General features: G+C 60.7%; 16 protein-coding genes. 6 read left to right on the top strand and 10 right to left on the bottom strand.

Features of this window, described 5'->3' with window-relative positions; all coding sequences use genetic code 11:
- Both AC1Q8Q_RS17390 and AC1Q8Q_RS17395 read left to right on the top strand, forming a co-directional pair.
- Positions 1–1,632: a DUF2300 domain-containing protein gene (locus AC1Q8Q_RS17390; RefSeq protein ID WP_168759009.1), complete on the top strand. Its 1,632-nt coding sequence runs from the start codon at positions 1–3 to the stop codon at positions 1,630–1,632.
- A 3-nt stretch (positions 1,633–1,635) separates the two neighbouring features.
- On the top strand, positions 1,636–2,445 hold the full coding sequence (locus AC1Q8Q_RS17395; protein ID WP_492615284.1) for a YfaP family protein: 810 nt from the start codon (positions 1,636–1,638) through the stop codon (positions 2,443–2,445).
- A 405-nt stretch (positions 2,446–2,850) separates the two neighbouring features.
- Here AC1Q8Q_RS17395 and AC1Q8Q_RS17400 read toward each other — a convergent pair whose 3' ends face one another.
- The 9 genes from AC1Q8Q_RS17400 to exaC all read right to left on the bottom strand — a co-directional run bounded on the left by AC1Q8Q_RS17400 (position 2,851) and on the right by exaC (position 12,197).
- Positions 2,851–3,597 (bottom strand): S24 family peptidase, encoded by a 747-nt coding sequence (locus AC1Q8Q_RS17400; RefSeq protein WP_033045470.1) that lies wholly within the window; start codon positions 3,595–3,597, stop codon positions 2,851–2,853.
- 229 nt (positions 3,598–3,826) lie between these two features.
- Positions 3,827–4,354 carry an inorganic diphosphatase gene (ppa, locus tag AC1Q8Q_RS17405; RefSeq protein ID WP_020796295.1) on the bottom strand — a complete coding sequence of 176 codons (528 nt, stop codon included), beginning with the start codon at positions 4,352–4,354 and terminating at the stop codon, positions 3,827–3,829.
- 113 nt (positions 4,355–4,467) lie between these two features.
- Positions 4,468–5,280 carry a M90 family metallopeptidase gene (locus AC1Q8Q_RS17410; protein WP_020796296.1) on the bottom strand — a complete coding sequence of 271 codons (813 nt, stop codon included), beginning with the start codon at positions 5,278–5,280 and terminating at the stop codon, positions 4,468–4,470.
- Between the two features lie 4 nt (positions 5,281–5,284).
- Complete coding sequence (locus AC1Q8Q_RS17415; RefSeq protein ID WP_020796297.1) at positions 5,285–5,941, bottom strand: DedA family protein; 657 nt, start codon at positions 5,939–5,941, stop codon at positions 5,285–5,287.
- A 203-nt stretch (positions 5,942–6,144) separates the two neighbouring features.
- A complete protein-coding gene (locus AC1Q8Q_RS17420; protein ID WP_020796298.1) occupies positions 6,145–6,606 on the bottom strand; it encodes a GNAT family N-acetyltransferase in 462 nt (153 codons plus the stop codon).
- A gap of 116 nt (positions 6,607–6,722) precedes the next feature.
- Positions 6,723–7,559, bottom strand: a complete 837-nt coding sequence (gene eutC, locus AC1Q8Q_RS17425; RefSeq protein WP_404821755.1) for an ethanolamine ammonia-lyase subunit EutC — start codon at positions 7,557–7,559, stop codon at positions 6,723–6,725.
- Entirely contained in the window at positions 7,556–8,950 is a 1,395-nt protein-coding gene (locus AC1Q8Q_RS17430; RefSeq protein WP_020796300.1) for an ethanolamine ammonia-lyase subunit EutB, read from the bottom strand. Before AC1Q8Q_RS17430 ends, eutC begins: the two co-directional genes overlap by 4 nt.
- Before the next feature lie 110 nt (positions 8,951–9,060).
- Complete coding sequence (gene eat, locus AC1Q8Q_RS17435) at positions 9,061–10,431, bottom strand: ethanolamine permease (protein WP_020796301.1); 1,371 nt, start codon at positions 10,429–10,431, stop codon at positions 9,061–9,063.
- Positions 10,432–10,676: 245 nt separating this feature from the next.
- Positions 10,677–12,197, bottom strand: a complete 1,521-nt coding sequence (gene exaC, locus AC1Q8Q_RS17440) for an acetaldehyde dehydrogenase ExaC (RefSeq protein WP_083349792.1) — start codon at positions 12,195–12,197, stop codon at positions 10,677–10,679.
- Between the two features lie 302 nt (positions 12,198–12,499).
- Between exaC and AC1Q8Q_RS17445 the strand changes: the two genes are divergently transcribed.
- The 4 genes from AC1Q8Q_RS17445 (at position 12,500) to AC1Q8Q_RS17460 (ending at position 16,856) form a co-directional block, all read left to right on the top strand.
- Positions 12,500–14,413 (top strand): sigma-54-dependent Fis family transcriptional regulator, encoded by a 1,914-nt coding sequence (locus AC1Q8Q_RS17445; protein WP_492615285.1) that lies wholly within the window; start codon positions 12,500–12,502, stop codon positions 14,411–14,413.
- A 187-nt stretch (positions 14,414–14,600) separates the two neighbouring features.
- Entirely contained in the window at positions 14,601–15,950 is a 1,350-nt protein-coding gene (mpl, locus tag AC1Q8Q_RS17450; RefSeq protein WP_033045451.1) for a UDP-N-acetylmuramate:L-alanyl-gamma-D-glutamyl-meso-diaminopimelate ligase, read from the top strand.
- Positions 15,947–16,579, top strand: a complete 633-nt coding sequence (gene ubiX / locus AC1Q8Q_RS17455; protein WP_020798771.1) for a flavin prenyltransferase UbiX — start codon at positions 15,947–15,949, stop codon at positions 16,577–16,579. The genes mpl and ubiX overlap by 4 nt, the downstream gene beginning before the upstream one ends.
- Positions 16,572–16,856 (top strand): YceK/YidQ family lipoprotein, encoded by a 285-nt coding sequence (locus AC1Q8Q_RS17460; protein ID WP_020798770.1) that lies wholly within the window; start codon positions 16,572–16,574, stop codon positions 16,854–16,856. Before ubiX ends, AC1Q8Q_RS17460 begins: the two co-directional genes overlap by 8 nt.
- Positions 16,857–16,941: 85 nt before the next feature.
- On the opposite strand, the gene AC1Q8Q_RS17465 is transcribed toward AC1Q8Q_RS17460, so the two are convergent.
- On the bottom strand, positions 16,942–17,583 hold the full coding sequence (locus AC1Q8Q_RS17465; protein ID WP_033045415.1) for an oxidoreductase: 642 nt from the start codon (positions 17,581–17,583) through the stop codon (positions 16,942–16,944).
- Between the last annotated feature and the right edge of the window lie 16 nt (positions 17,584–17,599).

The following is a 17,599-nucleotide window of genomic DNA, read 5'->3' on the forward strand; positions in this document are numbered from 1 at the left end:
ATGTATCGGCCTTGGGTCTGGTTGCTGCTGTGTCTGATTCCCGCGCTGGCCAGTGCGCAGGAAGAGCCCTTGCGCCTGGCTTTCAAGGATCAGTTGCTGACGTTGAGCCGAACGCAGGTGCTGTCGCGCGAACCTTTGCCCGACAGTTTGCAGGCGCCCCTGGGCAGTGTCTGGAAGCTGTTTGTGTACGCCTGGCTGGTGGACACCGGCGCGCGTGAGCCGGCGTACGAGTGTCGCGGGCAGTCGAAGGAAGACGTCTATTGTTGCACCGCCGGTGGCAAGATCGATCGGGATCAGGCGTTGGTGAAATCCTGCGGGCTGTATTTCGAGCCGGCGCGATTGGGTATTGATGTTTCTGGTTGGCGAGCGTATTGGCAGGCTCGTCAGGCGCCGGAGTGGCTGCTGGACTTGCCATCCTTGCAGCCAGCCACCCGGGTTTCGGTGGTGGAATTGTTGCGCATGTTGGCGCTGATGCCGGCGCAGGACCAGGCGCGTCGCGTATTGCTGGATGTGCTATTGAACGCGGCGGATGGCAACGTCGTGGGCGAACTCGGCAGCCGCTTGCGGGTGAAGACTTGGAGCTGGCTCGGGGATCGGGATGCAGCGTCGCGCCAGGGTGGGTTCGCCGGTTGGACGGCGGATGGCACGCCGATCTGGGCGGGAGGGCGCGGAACCAGCCAGCGGGTGCTGCGCGATTACGCCCAGGCGTTGTCCGTGGTGCTGCCGACGTCCTGGCCGGTGGAGGCTGGGAAGTGTGTCGAAGTCGATCTTTTCTCCCGCTATCCACTGCAACGGGTCATGTCAGATGACCGTGTCATGTCGTCCGGCCTGTTGCGGGGCGATTACCGGGTCGAGTTCGTCAACGGTAACCAACTGGATATCCACAGTGACGGCGACCTGTTTTTACTCAACGACAGCCCTTCATCAAAACTGGTCGCCCGCCTCGATCGCGAAGAGTACGTCGCCCGAGTCCTGCAGCGTGAAGCCAGTGCCGAACCCGTTGAGGCCGCCAAGGCCCTGGCCGTGGCCATCCGCACCTACCTGCTGCAAAACGCCACGCGCCGCGGTGATTGCCTGAGCATCGACGACAGCAGTCAGCACCAGCGCGTCGCCCCACGCCCAGCCACGGCGCAGGTACGCAGCATCGCCGCCTGGACCAGCGACCTGGTGCTCACCGGGAGCACCGTGACCTACCACTCCAATCAGCCAGGCCTCGACAGATTGTCCTGGCAACTTGCCGTGGACCAAGCCAACGCCGGCCAGCGCTACGACGCCATCCTGCTCCACGCATACCCGCGCGCCAGCCTCAGCCGCTGGGATAATCCTGTTGCTTCCTGCGAGGCGCTGCCCGCCGCGCAAGACTGGCTGCAAAAGCAACGCCGCGGCTGGCGCCCCCGTCTTGAAAGCGAAGCCGGCTACAACGAAGTCAGCACCTTCGCCGTATGTCGCCTGGCCTTCGGCCGTCCTTTCGTCGACCGTGAACGCCAGCGCATCTACGCGCGCGGCGTGCTCTCGCTGCAGGACCGCCTCGACCTGACCCACGAATACCTGCACCTGGCCTTCGAAGCGCATCCCAACGGCCAGGATGAAACCTACATCGAAGGGCTCGCCCGCCACCTCTTGCTGGAATAGGCCATGACAGATCGTTATCCACAGGTCTTGCTGCTGCTCTGCGCGCTCGCCCTGTTATCCCCGGCAACCGCCGCCGACAGCGTCAAACTCGACACCCCCTCTGGCGGCTGGCGAACCGGCGCCGCCGAAGGGGAAGGCGAAAACTTTCGCCAGGTGGTCAACTACCCGGCATCGTCGGTGAACACCCCGGCGGGACAGGCAAACACCGCGCGCATCAAAGGGCAGATCAAAGCCGCGCCGAAGAACGGCGAACCCGGCCGACTAATCGTCAACGGCGTCAGCATGCCGCTGAAAATCGATCCCGCGGGAGGCTTCGATCGACCGTTCTCATTCCCCAGTGGCAGTAACAGCGTCGAAGTCCGCAGCCCCGACGGCCAGCAACGGCGCCGCGTGCAATTCCTCAACGCCAATGGTGGAGCAACTCCAGCCAAACTGCGCGTGCTGTTGGCCTGGGACAGTGACGGTACCGACCTCGACCTGCACCTGATCACCCCCGACGGCGCCCACATCTGGTACGGCGACCGCGCCGTGGCCAACGGCGCCGCACTCGATGTCGACGTCACCACCGGCTACGGCCCGGAAATCTTCGCCATGCCCGCGCCGATCAAGGGGCAGTATCTGGTGTATGTGAATTACTTTGGCGGTGGGTACCGCAGCGATGAGGAAGGGCAGGATGCGGTTCAGCCGTTGACGACGGCGCAGGTGACGGTGATTACGGAGGAGGGGACGCCGAGTGAGAAGATGGAGACGTTTCTGGTGCCGATGCGGGCGGTGGGGGAGCTGACGTTGGTGAAATCGTTTAGTTATCCGTGAGAGAAAGGGGCGGGATGACATTATTACGGGCATTAAAAAGCCGGCTTGTGGCCGGCTTCTCGGGGACTGGCTTGGTTCATTTTTGGTAAACCGCGCCAGCCTTCAAAACGTACACCCGGATCTTGCGTCCGGCTGTGGGACTTGGCGAGAAAGTCATCTGCCTTGTCGGTGCGATCAGGGCCGCTTGGCGGGTCGATGCGCAAATGTGGGGCGCAGCATACTGATTTTTTTGTGAAATTCCCAGCTTGGTGTGTGAGATGGGGTTCCTGGGTGGGCGAATTGGGTGGTCTGGTGTTTGTTCGCTAGCTCTTGTAGGAGCGAGCATGATCGCGAAAAACCGGAGAACGCTGCGGGGTGCCAGATTTCCCGCGTAATCGTTGACGTCCATCGCGAGCATGCTCGCTCCTACAGAAACGGAAGCGGTGGCCGGCGTTTGTTCAGTGTCGACCACCAGAACACCCAGCCCAGTACCCTGATGTTCTGCTCTTCGATTTGCGCGGGCCTGAAGATTTCATCCGGGTAGTCCGCGCGGTTATGGCTGCGCAAGCGCAGGGAGTTGCCCGGCAGTCGGTGCAGGTATTTGATTCGCAGCATGCCGTCATGTTCGATAGCGTAGATTTCGCCATCGACAATCTGGGTCAGCCCGCGATCGATCGCCAGGGTGGAGCCGTCATCGATTTTCTCGGCCATGCTGTTGCCGATCATCGCGGCGCCGATGGCATCGGTGTGATTAATTTCCAGGAAGTCGAGGTGGCTGCGGGGCAGGCGCAGGCATTGTTCGCGGTCTTCGATGACGTGGGTCTTGTTGGAGCCGGGGGCCGTGATCACTTCCTTGTAGAACGGCAATTCGATGTCGATGGGTTCGACCACGGTGTAGACACCTCGGATCGCCTGGGCGTCGAAGGTGTTGCCGGAGTCGTCGAGCAGGCGCAAGTGCCTGGCGTCTTTCAAGCCTTCGCCGGTTTTCAGCCAGTCGCTGTTGACCGAGAGTTTCCTGGCGACTTCTTCCATGCAGTGGGCGGGCACGCCGCGGCTGTACCAGTTGTGTACATTTTGCGGAGCCGTATCCAGGAATTCGGCGAATCCTGTCGTCGTGATGTTCGCTGCTTCAAGGAGCGCTTTAAACCGAGGGCCGCTAGTGTTCTTTTTCATGACCGGGAGTCTACTGGCGCCGGTCAGGGGTTTGAATAAACGTCCCGTTCAAATTTCGCGGGAAATTTACGACTGGATGTGAGACGCGTTGGGTAAAAAATAAACATGAAAACCTTGGGATGTGGCGAGATCAACAAACTGTTTAAAGCGGCTTTACAGGCGCTCAAAAAAAACCCCGGATCAACCGGGGTTCTTCTTGAAGCTAATGGCTCAAAGCCTGCAGCTGCTCTTAGCCTTTATAGTTGGCAACCGACTGGGTGATCGCAGCACGGGCGGCGTCTGCGCCGTCCCAGCCTTCGATTTTTACCCATTTGCCTTTTTCGAGATCTTTGTAGTTCGCGAAGAAGTGCTCGATCTGCTGGATCAGCAGTGGAGGCAGGTCGGTGTATTCCTTCACGTCGACGTACAGCTGGGACAGCTTGTCGTGTGGAACCGCGATCACTTTGGCATCGCCGCCGCCATCGTCGGTCATGTTCAGGATGCCGACTGGGCGAGCGCGGATCACCGAACCTGGAGCAACCGGGTAAGGGGTTACGACCAGCACGTCGAGGGGGTCACCGTCGTCTGCCAGGGTGTTCGGGATGTAACCGTAGTTGGCCGGGTAGAACATAGGGGTGGCCATGAAACGGTCAACGAACAGGCAATCGCTGTCTTTGTCGATTTCGTATTTGATCGGCGCGTGGTTGGCCGGAATCTCGATCGCGACGTAGATGTCGTTCGGCAGGTCTTTGCCAGCCGGAATCTTGCTGTAGCTCATTGGGCGTTGCCCCCGTTAGTTGACCAGAAACACTTGGCCGGATTGACCAAAAAGTGGCGGCGATTATAGGCATATTCCTACGGCGACGCCACGTACCAGAGGTCGTGTAGACCTTAGTCGTGTGCCTGATAGACCGGGTTCTCGGCCAGAAGTTGCCGCAGCCTCGCCAGCGGGTCCTGGCGATAGAACAGCTTGAGTTGCTCGTAGACCTGTGGATAAGCCTCGTGCAGCAAATCCGGGGCACTGAAGAAGTATTCGCTGGTGACGGCGAAAAACTCGGCCGGGTTTTCCGCGGCATACGGATCAATGGCAGTCTCGGCGTCTGGATTGCGCTCCAGTTGGCGGTCGAGGTCGTCGTAGGCCTCTTGCATGATCCTGGCCCAGTCGCTGACGCGCATATTCGCGTGCAGCGGGGGCAAGCCGTTGGCATCGCCATTGAGCATGTCGAGCTTGTGCGCCAGTTCGTGGATCACCAGGTTGTAGCCCTCCCAGCCACCGCTGGCCATGACCCCGGGCCAGGCCAGGATGATCGGCCCTTGCTGCCAGGCTTCACCGCTGTGCTCGCCGTCCCATTCGTGCACGACCCCACTGGCGTCGCGATGGCGCTGGGGGCTGAGGAAGTCGTCGGGGTAGAGGACGATTTCGTGAAAGCCCTGATACCAGTTCAGGTCGCCCAGATGCAGCAACGGCAGTTGCGCCTGGGCGGCGAGCAGCAGGCGTTGTTCCTGATGCAGCTCGACACCGGGCAGGGCGGTCAGGTGTTTGTCTTGCAGAAACAGTACGCAGGCTTCACGCAGCCACTGGTCTTCGGCGGCGCTGATGCCATCCAGGAAACTCAGGTGATGACGCACCCGCTGCCACATGTCGTCGGCTATCGGGTGCCTGGCCAGGATGCGTCGACGTCGCCAGGCGGCAAGGGACCACATCCTGTCAGCGCGATGCGGTTTTGGAGTTCGAACTGCCAAAACGGCTGCGCACGACACCAATGATCATCGGCACCAGCGACAGCAGGATGATGCCGACCACCAGCAGCGACAGGTTCGATTTGATGAAGGGTACGTTGCCGAAGAAGAAACCCAGGGTGACCAGGCCGCCGACCCAGAGCACCGTGCCCAGCACACTGAAGGCGAAGAAGCGCGGGTAAGGCATTTTCGCGACGCCGGCGACAAAGGGGGCAAAGGTGCGGATGATCGGCAGGAAACGCGCCAGGGTCACGGTTTTGCCGCCGTGTTTGTCATAGAAATCGTGGGTTTGTTGCAAGTAGTCGCGCCGGAAGATCTTCGAGTTCGGGTTGCTGAACAATCGTTCGCCCGCCGTTCGTCCGATGATGTAGTTGGTGCTGTCACCGAGGATCGCCGCGAGCATCAGCAAGCCGCCCAGCAATACCGGGTCCATCCCGCCACCGGCCGCGACGGCGCCAGCGATGAACAGTAGCGAATCGCCCGGCAGGAAAGGCATGACCACCAGGCCGGTTTCACAGAAGATCACCAGGAAGAGAATGGCGTAGATCCATGGCCCGTAGTTGTTGACCAGCAAATCGAGGTAGACATCGAGATGCAGGACGAGATCGAGCGGGTTGAAATCCATGGACGGCACCTGTGGTAACGGCCCGGTTCGGCAGGCCTGCGGATGACTTCGCGTAAGACTACAGACAGGAGGTAGTTTTTCTTACAAGCCGGAAAGAACGGAATTATACGGGCTGGGAAGTGAAAAGCGCGTAGGGTTTGTAGCAGGGGATTTCTGCGAGAACCAGATCGCAGCCTTCGGCCGAACGCTGCGATCTTTTTTCCTTACAACTCGTCGCTGATCGGCAATACGTAGTTCTTGAACTCGGTGTCTTCCTTGAATCCGATGGATTCGTAGGTTTTTTGTGCCACTTCGTTGTTGCTGCTGGTGGACACGCGCATGCGCACCGCGTTGGTTTCCTTGGCCATTTTCTTCGCGGTGCGGATCAGGTTGTCGGCGACCAACTGGCGGCGGGCGTCTTCGGCGACGTAGATGTCGTTTAGGATCCAAACGCGCTTGAGCGAAAGCGAAGAAAAGCTGGGGTACAGCTGACAGAAGCCCAACAGTTTGTTGCTGTCGTCATCGGACAGTGCCAGGTAGATCACCGATTCCTTGCGCCGCAGGCGTTTCTCGAGGAACGCCCGGGACGAGTCCGGGTACGCCAGGGAGCCATAAAACTCGCGATATTTGACGAACAATGGGGTGAGCAGGTCCAGGTGTTCGAGGGTCGCTTGAATAATCCGCATGGTAGTTCTCGTCTTCAAGTGGCTGTCTTCACGTGCTTTGGCGGCAAAGGATACTCACTGGCAGCCGTGCATCGATCCTGCCTGAAAAGGATGAGAAAGTGCAATGCGGAAGCGGTTCAGGCTTGCGGTGAATCCAGTAGGAAATTTCCTTTAATGTCCGCTCCTGCGTCTGACTCCAGCGTTTGCACCTGCGCTTCGTCCTTCAGGTTGACTCCGGATAACTGTCGCCGGCACGCCTCGCGCATCAAATAAAGCAAACGGTGTGCCGCCATGCCGTAAGTCAGGCCTTCGAGGCGTACATTCGAGATGCAGTTGCGATAGGCGTCGGTCAGGCCGACCTTTGGATTGTAGGTGAAATATAATCCCAGGCTGTCTGGAGAGCTCAGGCCAGGGCGTTCGCCGATCAGTATCACGGTCATTTTTGCACCCAACAGTTCGCCAATTTCGTCGGCTACCGCGACCCGGCCCTGTTCTACCAGTATCACCGGTGCCATAGACCATCCGTCGGCTGAACTCTGCTCTGCCAAGCGTGCCAGGAACGGCAGTGTGTGGCGATGCACAGCCAATGCCGACAGCCCATCGGCGACCACGATGGCGAGATCGACCCCCGCAGGATTGGCTGCGGCGTATTCACGCAGTTTTTTTGCCGACTCCACGCTCAATTTTCGCCCCAGATCGGGGCGTTGCAGATAGCTGTTGCGATCAGTTGCAGCGCTATGCAGCAACAGGCTGTCACGACCGCATTCGGCCAATTGCTCGCTGAGGGCGACATGATCGAACGGCAAGTGCACCGCGTCTCGCGCCTGGGCGTGGGCAAACTGAAAGTCTAGTTGTGCGCGGGTCGGCAGGCTGGTGCCGGTGCGGCCCAGGGCAATGCGTGCGGGGGTCAGGCGTCGCAGTTCCAGCCACGGGTTGTGCGGATCAAAAGGTGGTTTTTCCATATCGACACTCATCCCAATTGCGCCAAGGCCTGGCGGAAGGCCGGCGGCAGGCTGTTACCGAAGAGGACCTTGCCGTCCGGTTGCGTGAAAATGCCCATTTTCGCCAGCCATTGCTCGAACTCCGGCGCAGGCTTGAGCCCCAGCGTCTGGCGGGCGTACAGCGCATCGTGGAACGACGTGGTCTGGTAGTTGAGCATGATGTCGTCGGAACCGGGGATGCCCATGATGAAGTTGATCCCGGCGACCCCGAGCAGGGTCAACAGGGTGTCCATATCATCCTGGTCGGCCTCGGCATGGTTGGTGTAACAGATGTCGCAGCCCATCGGCACGCCCAGTAGCTTGCCGCAGAAGTGGTCTTCGAGGCCGGCGCGGATGATCTGCTTGCCGTTGTAGAGGTATTCGGGGCCGATGAACCCGACTACGGTGTTCACCAGGAACGGCTTGAAATGGCGGGCCACGGCGTAAGCCCTGGTTTCGCAAGTTTGTTGGTCGACGCCGTGGTGGGCATTGGCCGACAGGGCGCTGCCCTGGCCGGTTTCGAAATACATCAGGTTCTTGCCGAGCGTACCGCGGTTGAGGCTCAAGCCGGCGTCGTATCCTTCCTGGAGTACATTGAGATTGATGCCGAAGCTGGCGTTGGCCGCCTCGGTGCCAGCGATCGACTGGAATACCAGGTCCAGGGGGACGCCGCGATTGACCGCTTCGATCGAGGTGGTGACATGGGTCAGCACACAAGCCTGGGTCGGGATTTCGTAGCGTTGGATGATCGCATCGAGCATTTCCAGCATGGCGCAGATCGAGGCGATGCTGTCGGTGGCCGGGTTGATGCCGATCATGGCATCACCGTTTCCGTGCAGCAGGCCATCCAGAATACTCGCGGCAATGCCGGCCGGTTCGTCCGTCGGGTGGTTGGGTTGCAGGCGGGTAGACAGGCGACCGCGCAGGCCCAAGGTGCCGCGGAACTGCGTAACGACCCGGATTTTCTGCGCGACCAGCACCAGGTCCTGTACGCGCATGATCTTCGACACGGCAGCCGCCATTTCCGGGGTCAGGCCGGGGGCGAGGGCGCGCAGGACCTGTTCGTCGGCGGCGTCGCTGAGCAGCCAGTCGCGAAAACCGCCGACAGTGAGATGGCTGACCACTGCGAAAGCCTGTTTATCGTGGGTGTCGATGATCAGTCGGGTGACTTCATCGGTCTCATAGGGAATCAGGACTTCCTGCAGGAAGTGGCTCAGCGGGATGTCAGCCAACACCATCTGCGCAGCGACGCGCTCGCCGTCATTGAGGGCGGCGACGCCGGCCAGGTAGTCCCCGGAGCGTGCCGGGGTGGCCTTGGCCATCACTTCCTTGAGGTTTTCAAAGCGGTAGGTCTGGGCGCCGACGGAATGGGCATAAACGGCCATGGGCGGTGTCCTCCAAATAACTCAAATTCACTGCTTATCCTTTGTAGGAGCTGTCGAGTGCAGCTCCTACAGGGGCGTGGTGTGCACCTTGATAGGGCGTTGCCGGGCTGCTAGATACCTTCGAGCATAGCGTCCGCCGGTGCTTCGGAGCGCTGCCGCGCGGTCAATTGGAAATACAGGTAGCCGGCCGCCATGAAGCCAAGGAAGACCAGGCCGATCAAGGTGTTGAACCACGCCATCGCGACCAGGCACACCAGCGCCAGGAACAGCGCGATCCCCGGTACGATCGGATAACCCGGTGCGCGGAAGGTGCGCTCGAGGTTCGGCTCGGTTTTACGCAGTTTGAACAGGCTCAGCATACTGATGATGTACATGACGATGGCACCAAATACCGACATGGTGATCATCGCCGCCGTCAGTGACATGCCTTGCAGGTTGACCAGGCCATCGCTGTAGATCGCTGCAATGCCGATCACGCCACCGGCCAGGATCGCCCGATGTGGGGTCTGGAAACGCGAAAGCTTGGCCAGGCTGCGTGGCAGGTAACCGGCGCGGGCCAGGGCGAAGAATTGCCGCGAGTAACCGAGAATGATCCCGTGGAAACTCGCCACCAGGCCAAACAGGCCGATCCAGACCAGCATGTGCATCCAGGTCGAATTGTTGCCGACTACCGCTTTCATGGCCTGGGGCAGCGGGTCATTGATGTTTGCCAGTTGACGCCAGTCGCCGACGCCACCGGCCATTACCATTGTGCCGATGGCCAGGAACACCAGGGTCAGGATGCCGCTGACGTATGCCCGGGGAATCGTACGTTTCGGGTCCTTGGCTTCCTCGGCGGCCATGGCGGCGCCTTCGATGGCGAGAAAGAACCAGATGGCGAAGGGAATGGCGGCGAAAATGCCGGGAATGGACGCGATAGTGAATTCACTGGAGCCAGACCAGCCATTGAGCACGAAATTGCTGAAACTGAACCCAGGCGCGACCACACCCATGAACACCAGCAGTTCGGCGACGGCCAGCACGGTCACCACCAGTTCGAAGGTGGCGGCGATGCTGACGCCGAGAATATTGAGGGTCATGAACACGAAGTAGGCGCCGACGGCGGCGATTTTCGGGTCCAGTTCCGGGTATTGCACATTCAGATAGGCACCGATGGCCATGGCGATGGCCGGGGGCGCGAAAACAAACTCGATCAGGGTCGCGATGCCGGCGATCAATCCGCCTTTTTCACCGAAGGCTCGCCGACTGTAGGCAAATGGCCCGCCCGCATGGGGAATCGCCGTGGTCAACTCGGTGAAACTGAAGATGAAACAGGTATACATCGTTGCCACCATCAGGGCGGTGACGAGGAACCCCAGGGTCCCGGCGGTGCCCCAGCCGTAACTCCAGCCAAAGTACTCGCCGGAAATCACCAAGCCAACGGCAATGCCCCATAAATGCAGGGTGCCGAGTGTGGGTTTGAGCTGTGTGGTAGTTGTCATAAGTCCTCGCTGGCCTTTTTGATTGGACTTTCGGGTGCTGCGTTTGGGTGGATTGCGGGCAAGCAAAGGCCGTGCCAGAGCGGCCAGACCTAGAGTGGTTGTGTCATTCAGGACGCCATCGCCGGCAAGCCAGCTCCCACAGGGGGATGCGTCGGCTCACACACTACAAAACCCTGTAGGAGCGAGCTTGCTCGCGATGACTAGCGCAAGGGCGACACAGACCTGTCCGCATCGCCCCCGATTTTTTAGAAGAAGCCCAGCGGATTGATGTCGTAGCTCACCAGCAGGTTCTTGGTCTGCTGATAATGGTCGAGCATCATCTTGTGGGTTTCACGGCCGACGCCGGACTTCTTGTAGCCACCGAACGCGGCATGCGCCGGGTACAGGTGGTAGCAGTTGGTCCACACGCGACCCGCCTTGATCGCCCGGCCCATGCGATAGGCGCGGTTGATGTCGCGGGTCCACAGGCCGGCCCCCAGACCGAACTCGGTGTCGTTGGCGATGGCCAGGGCTTCGGCTTCGTCCTTGAAGGTGGTGATGCTCACCACCGGGCCAAAGATTTCTTCCTGGAACACGCGCATCTTGTTGGTGCCCTTGAGCAGCGTCGGCTGGATGTAATAGCCGCTCGCCAGGTTGCCCTCGAGTTTTTCCACCTTGCCGCCGGTCAGCAGCTCGGCGCCTTCGCCCTTGGCGATTTCCAGGTAGGACAGGATCTTGTCGAATTGCTGCTCGGACGCCTGGGCGCCGACCATGGTGTCGGTGTCCAGCGGGTCGCCGCGTTTGATCGACAGGACTTTTTTCATCACCTCTTTCATGAAGTCGTCGTAGATCGATTCCTGCACCAGGGCGCGGGAAGGGCAGGTGCAGACTTCGCCCTGGTTGAAGAACGCCAGCACCAGGCCTTCGGCGGCCTTCTCGATGAAGGACGGTTCGGCCTGCATGATGTCTTCGAAGAAGATATTCGGCGACTTGCCGCCCAGCTCCACGGTGGACGGAATGATGTTCTCGGCCGCGCATTTCATGATGTGCGAGCCGACCGGGGTCGAGCCAGTGAAGGCGATCTTGGCGATGCGCTTGCTGGTGGCCAGCGCTTCGCCGGCTTCTTTGCCGAAGCCCTGCACGATGTTCAGCACGCCGGGTGGCAGCAGGTCGCCGATCAACTCGACCAGCACGGTGATGCCCAGCGGGGTTTGTTCGGCAGGCTTGAGCACCACGCAGTTACCGGCGGCCAGGGCCGGGGCGAGTTTCCAGGCGGCCATCAGGATCGGGAAGTTCCACGGGATGATCTGCCCGACCACGCCCAGGGGTTCATGGATGTGATAGGCCACGGTGTTGCCGTCGATTTCGGCAGCGCTGCCTTCCTGGGCGCGGATGCAGCCGGCGAAGTAGCGGAAATGGTCGGCGGCCAGCGGGATGTCGGCATTGAGGGTTTCGCGCACGGCCTTGCCGTTGTCCCAGGATTCGGTGATTGCCAACAGTTCCAGGTTCTGTTCGATGCGGTCGGCGATTTTCAGCAGCACCAGCGAACGCGCCTGGGCGGACGTGGCGCCCCAGGCATCGGCGGCCGCGTGGGCAGCGTCCAGGGCTTTGTCGATGTCTTCAGCCGTGGAGCGCGGGAATTCGGCAATCGGTTGGCCATTTACTGGCGAGGTATTGGTGAAGTACTGACCTTTGACAGGCGCGACGAACTCGCCGCCGATGTAATTTCCATATTTGCTCTTGAACGAAACGATAGCGCCTTCAGTACCGGGGTGAGCGTAACGCATGATGGTTTCTCCTTGGGTTCTTGTGCTTATAAGGAAGACGCGCATGTGCGCTTGCTTTAAGCGTAGAGCAAAGGCCGGGCCACCGCCTTGCAGGTCAGGTAAATCAAGACCTTGCGCGATTTTTGTCGGACGGGCGGGAGGCGCCTGTGACGCTTTCGGTACAGTCCCTGTGACACTTTGTACCGGTTCTGGTGCGGCCTGTGACTGGACGGTCTTGCCAGCGTTGCAATGCTGGCCAGGCTGGAGGATGCTCGGCATCACCGCAAGCACGGGTCGCCGAGCCCCGGGGAGAATAATAAGAAATGCACGACAACCATTTGAGTCGCCATGCCCAGCAAGTGTTGACCGTGACCCAGGGCAAGGCCCACCTGCATGGCCCTGGCAGCGACCCGTCGATCGCCCGTTCCTGGCTGCGCTGCCTCGAGGACTACCACCTCGACCCGGCCTTGAACATGGCGCCGACGGTGCTGGAACATGGCCGCGTGCTGGAAAGTCGCGAACGCTTGCAGCAAGTGCTACACATCGCCGGCAATGAAATGACCAGTCTGCATCAGCAGCTCTCCGGTGCCGGCCATGCCGTGCTGTTGACCGATGCTCGCGGCGTGATCCTCAATTGCGTGACGGCGCCGGCCGAACGCAAGATTTTCGAACGTGCCGGCCTCTGGCTGGGTGCCGACTGGAGCGAGGCCTGTGAAGGCACCAATGGCATCGGCACCTGCCTGGTGGAGCGCCAGTCGCTGACCATTCATCAGGACGAACATTTTCGCGGGCGGCATACCGGCCTGACCTGCTCGGCGAGCCCGGTATTCGATCCGCACGGCGAGCTGCTAGCCGTACTCGACGTGTCTTCCGCCCGGCACGAGGTATCGCGGCAAAGTCAGTTCCATACCATGGCTTTGGTCAATCTGTCGGCGAAGATGATCGAGAGCTGCTATTTCCTGCGTTGTTTCGATAATCAATGGCTGCTGCGTTTTCATCTGCAGGCCGAGTCCGTCGGCTTGTTCAGCGAAGGGCTGCTGGCGTTCGACGGCGAAGGGCGGATCTGCGCGGTCAATCAGAGTGCACTGAACCTGCTGGGGCATATCCGTGGCGGTTTGTTGGGCAAGCCGGTGGAGGCATTTTTCGACTGCTCGCTGGACGAACTGCTCGGCCGCGCGAGCGTCAATGCCAGCGCGAGCTGGCCGCTGCGTACCCGGGACGGGCGCAATCTGTTCGCCGTGTTACGTGGGCAATCGCGAAAAGTTTCGGTACCGTTGGTGCCAGACCCGGTGGTTGAAGAGCGCCCGAACCTGTCGGGCATCTGCCTGGGTGACCCGGCCTTGCAGGCGGATTTTCGCAAGGCCTTGCGCGTATACGAACGGGACGTGCCATTGCTGATCAACGGCGAAACCGGTTCGGGCAAGGAAGCCTTTGCCAAGGCCGTGCACCAAGCCAGCCAGCGCGCGGAAAAAGCCTTCGTCGCCCTCAACTGTGCGGCCATCCCCGAAAGCCTGATCGAGAGCGAGCTGTTCGGTTACCGCGGCGGCAGCTTCACCGGTGCACGCAAGGAGGGCATGCGCGGCAAGCTGCAGCAGGCCGACGGCGGGACGTTGTTCCTCGATGAAATCGGCGACATGCCCCTGGCCTTGCAGACCCGTTTGTTGCGCGTGCTGGAAGATCGGCAAGTGGTGCCGATCGGTGGCGAGCCGGAATCGGTCAATGTGCGGATCATCAGCGCCACGCACCGCAATCTGCTGGAGAGGGTGCAGGACGGCAGTTTTCGCGAGGATCTGTATTACCGCCTCAATGGCTTGGAAGTCGCGTTGCCAGCGTTGCGCGAGCGCAGTGATAAATCGCAGTTGCTCGACTACTTGCTGGCCGAAGAGGCGCGCGGAGAAACCGTATTGATCGACGGGCCGGCGCGTGAGGTGTTGTTGGGATTTGCCTGGCCGGGCAACGTGCGACAGATGCGCAATGTGTTGCGCACGCTGGCGGCATTGTGTGACGGCGGACGAATCGCGCTTGAGGATCTGCCGGCGATGATTCGTCAGGCACGGCAAGTGGTCATGCCGAAAATTGAACAGCCTTGCGAGCATCCACTGGAGGATGCCGAGCGCCTGGCGCTGTTGAATGCGCTGGAGCATACGCGCTGGCATATGACGAATACGGCTGAACAGCTGGGAGTCAGCCGCAATACCCTGTATCGAAAACTTCGCAAGCACGGCATCGCCCGGTAATCCGCGGCGTGTCCATTCGCGAGCAGGCTCGCTCCCACAGGATGTTGGGTTGAACCCACAATTCGGGGGCTGACCCAGATCTACTGTGGGAGCGAGCCTGCTCGCGAATGGCGTCATTGAGGACGAAACAAAGGTGCGAATTTTTCCCCCCTAAGCTAACCTGCGGCCATGTTTTACGAGGTCGACTATGCACATTCATATTCTGGGTATCTGCGGCACTTTCATGGGTTCGATGGCAGTCCTGGCCAAAGAGCTCGGCCATCACGTGACCGGCTCCGATGCCAACGTCTACCCGCCGATGAGCACTCAACTCGAGGCACAGGGCATCGAGTTGACCCAGGGCTACGACCCGGCGCAACTGGACCCGGCGCCTGATCTGGTGGTCATCGGCAACGCCATGTCGCGAGGCAACCCGGCGGTCGAGTACGTGCTGAACAAAGGACTGCCTTATGTCTCCGGCCCACAATGGCTGGCCGACCACGTGCTGCAAGGTCGCTGGGTACTGGCCGTGGCCGGTACGCATGGCAAGACCACCACCAGCAGCATGCTCGCCTGGGTGCTGGAGCACGCAGGCATGAGCCCGGGCTTCCTGATAGGCGGTGTACCGCAGAACTTCTCGGTGTCGGCACGCCTGGGCGACACGCCGTTTTTCGTGATCGAAGCCGATGAATACGACAGCGCGTTTTTCGACAAGCGCTCCAAGTTCGTTCACTACCGTCCGCGCACGGCAATCCTGAACAACCTGGAGTTCGACCACGCCGATATCTTCCCGGATCTGCCAGCGATCGAACGGCAGTTCCATCATCTGGTGCGGACTATTCCGAGCGAAGGCCTGGTGATTCATCCGACCACCGAGCCGGCCTTGCTGCGTGTCATCGAGATGGGTTGCTGGACCCCGGTGCAAACCACCGGTGCGGGCGGGCAATGGCAGGTCAAGCTGCTCAGCGACGATGGCTCGCAATTCGAAGTGATGTTCGAAGGCGTCGCTCAAGGCGTGGTCGAGTGGGACATGACCGGCCAGCACAACGTGGCCAACGCATTGGCCACGTTGGCCGCGGCGCGCCATGTTGGCGTGGCGCCGGCCCTGGGCATTGCTGCCTTGAGCGCTTTCAAGAGTGTGAAGCGTCGGATGGAAAAAGTTGCCGAGGTCCGTGACATCACCATCTATGACGACTTCGCCCATCATCCGACGGCCATTGCCACCACGCTCGACGGCCTGCGCAAGCGCATTGGCGATGCGCCGTTGATTGCGATCATCGAGCCTCGCTCCAACTCCATGAAGCTTGGCGCGCACCGTGACGGCTTGCCAGAGAGCGTGGTCGATGCCGACCAGGTGATCTGGTATGCACCGGCCAATCTCGGCTGGGATCTGGCAGGCACCGCCGCACTGTGCACGGTACCGTCGATAGTCAGCGACTCGCTGGAAGGCATCATTGAGCGGGTCAAGAGCCAGGCCCAGCCAGGCACCCACGTGGTGATCATGAGCAACGGCGGCTTCGGCGGCCTGCATGGCAAGCTGGCCGAGGCGCTCAAATGAGCAACGGTCCCGATCGCATCACGCTGGCGATGACCGGCGCTTCCGGCGCCCAGTACGGCTTGCGCCTGCTCGATTGCCTGGTGCGCGAAGACCGCGAAGTGCACTTCCTGATTTCCAAGGCCGCGCAACTGGTGATGGCTACCGAAACCGACGTCACGTTGCCGCCCAAGCCACAGGCGATGCAAGCCTTCCTTACCGAGTACACCGGTGCTGCCGCCGGGCAGATTCGGGTCTACGGCAAGGAAGACTGGATGTCGCCGGTGGCCTCGGGCTCCGGCGCGCCGGCGGCGATGGTGGTAGTCCCATGCTCTACCGGGACGCTGTCGGCCATCGCGACGGGAGCCTGCAACAACCTGATCGAGCGTGCCGCTGATGTGACGCTCAAGGAGCGGCGCCAGTTGATCCTGGTGCCGCGTGAAGCGCCATATTCAAGCATTCACCTGGAGCACATGCTCAAGCTGTCGAACATGGGCGTGACGATTTTGCCGGCATCGCCGGGTTTCTATCATCAGCCACAAACCATCGACGACCTGATCGATTTCGTTGTGGCGCGGATCCTCAATCTGCTGAGCATTCCCCAGGACATGCTGCCGCGTTGGGGTGAATATCATCTGAGCAGCGATGAATAAGCTGCTGGTGATTGTGCTGGCGCTACAGCTGGCGGGATGTGCCACGGCGCGTACGCTGGATGCTGCCAAGCCGGGAGCGCCAGTGGTCTACTCCGGGACGCGGCTGGATTGGTATGCGCTCAATGGCGGCTGCTGCGCGATGGACCGTTTTGGTGCCGAGGCACCGAGCTATCCGGGTGTAGATCTGCCGGCCAGCGCGTTGCTCGACACGCTGCTGTTGCCGTTGTCGCTGCTGACTGTGATCGGGGTCAGCTTTCAGGCAACGGGTGGACTGTAAAGACAAAAGATCGCAGCCTGCGGCAGCTCCTACATTGGGAGTGTGTACACCCTGTAGGAGCTGCCGCAGGCTGCGATCTTTTGATTTACTTGCCCAACTTCCTCAACTCGTCCGACTCGACAATCCGCACCCCATCCTGCTCCTCCAGAGCGAGGCGCCACATCGCGCGGGCCAGTTGGCAGGCTTCAATGCCTCGGTATTTGCCGGGAATCAGTTTCGACAAAGGCCCGGCGAACTGCTCGCCCAGGCGTGGTTCAGTGCGTTCGCCCAGCAGCAACGATGGACGGCAGATGGTCAACTGTGGCCAATTCTGCGCGCGCAAGGCATGTTCCATCTCGCCTTTGACCCGGTTGTAGAAAATCGAGGATCTGCGATCGGCACCCAGGGCGCTGATCACGATCAGGTGCCGGGCGCCCATCTCCCGGGCACGTTTGGCGAAGGCCACCACCATGTCCAGGTCCACCGCGCGAAACGCCTCCTCCGAGCCGGCCTGTTTGATGGTAGTGCCCAGGCAGCAGTAGGCGATGTCAACGCGGCCGTTCAATTGCGGCAGAAACTCAGAGGGATCGCCCACCGGATTTTCCAAGTGGGGATGCTCGGCCAGTGGCCGGCGTGAGGGGGCCAATACTCGCGATATCGTTGGCTCGTTGAGCAAGCGATCAAGTAAGTGTTCACCGGTTAATCCGGTGGCTCCGGCAAGCAACACGTGCTGAGGCGTCAAGTACATAGTGTTTCTCCCTTGA

Source organism: Pseudomonas sp. GW823-FHT06B06 (genome assembly GCF_058795195.1).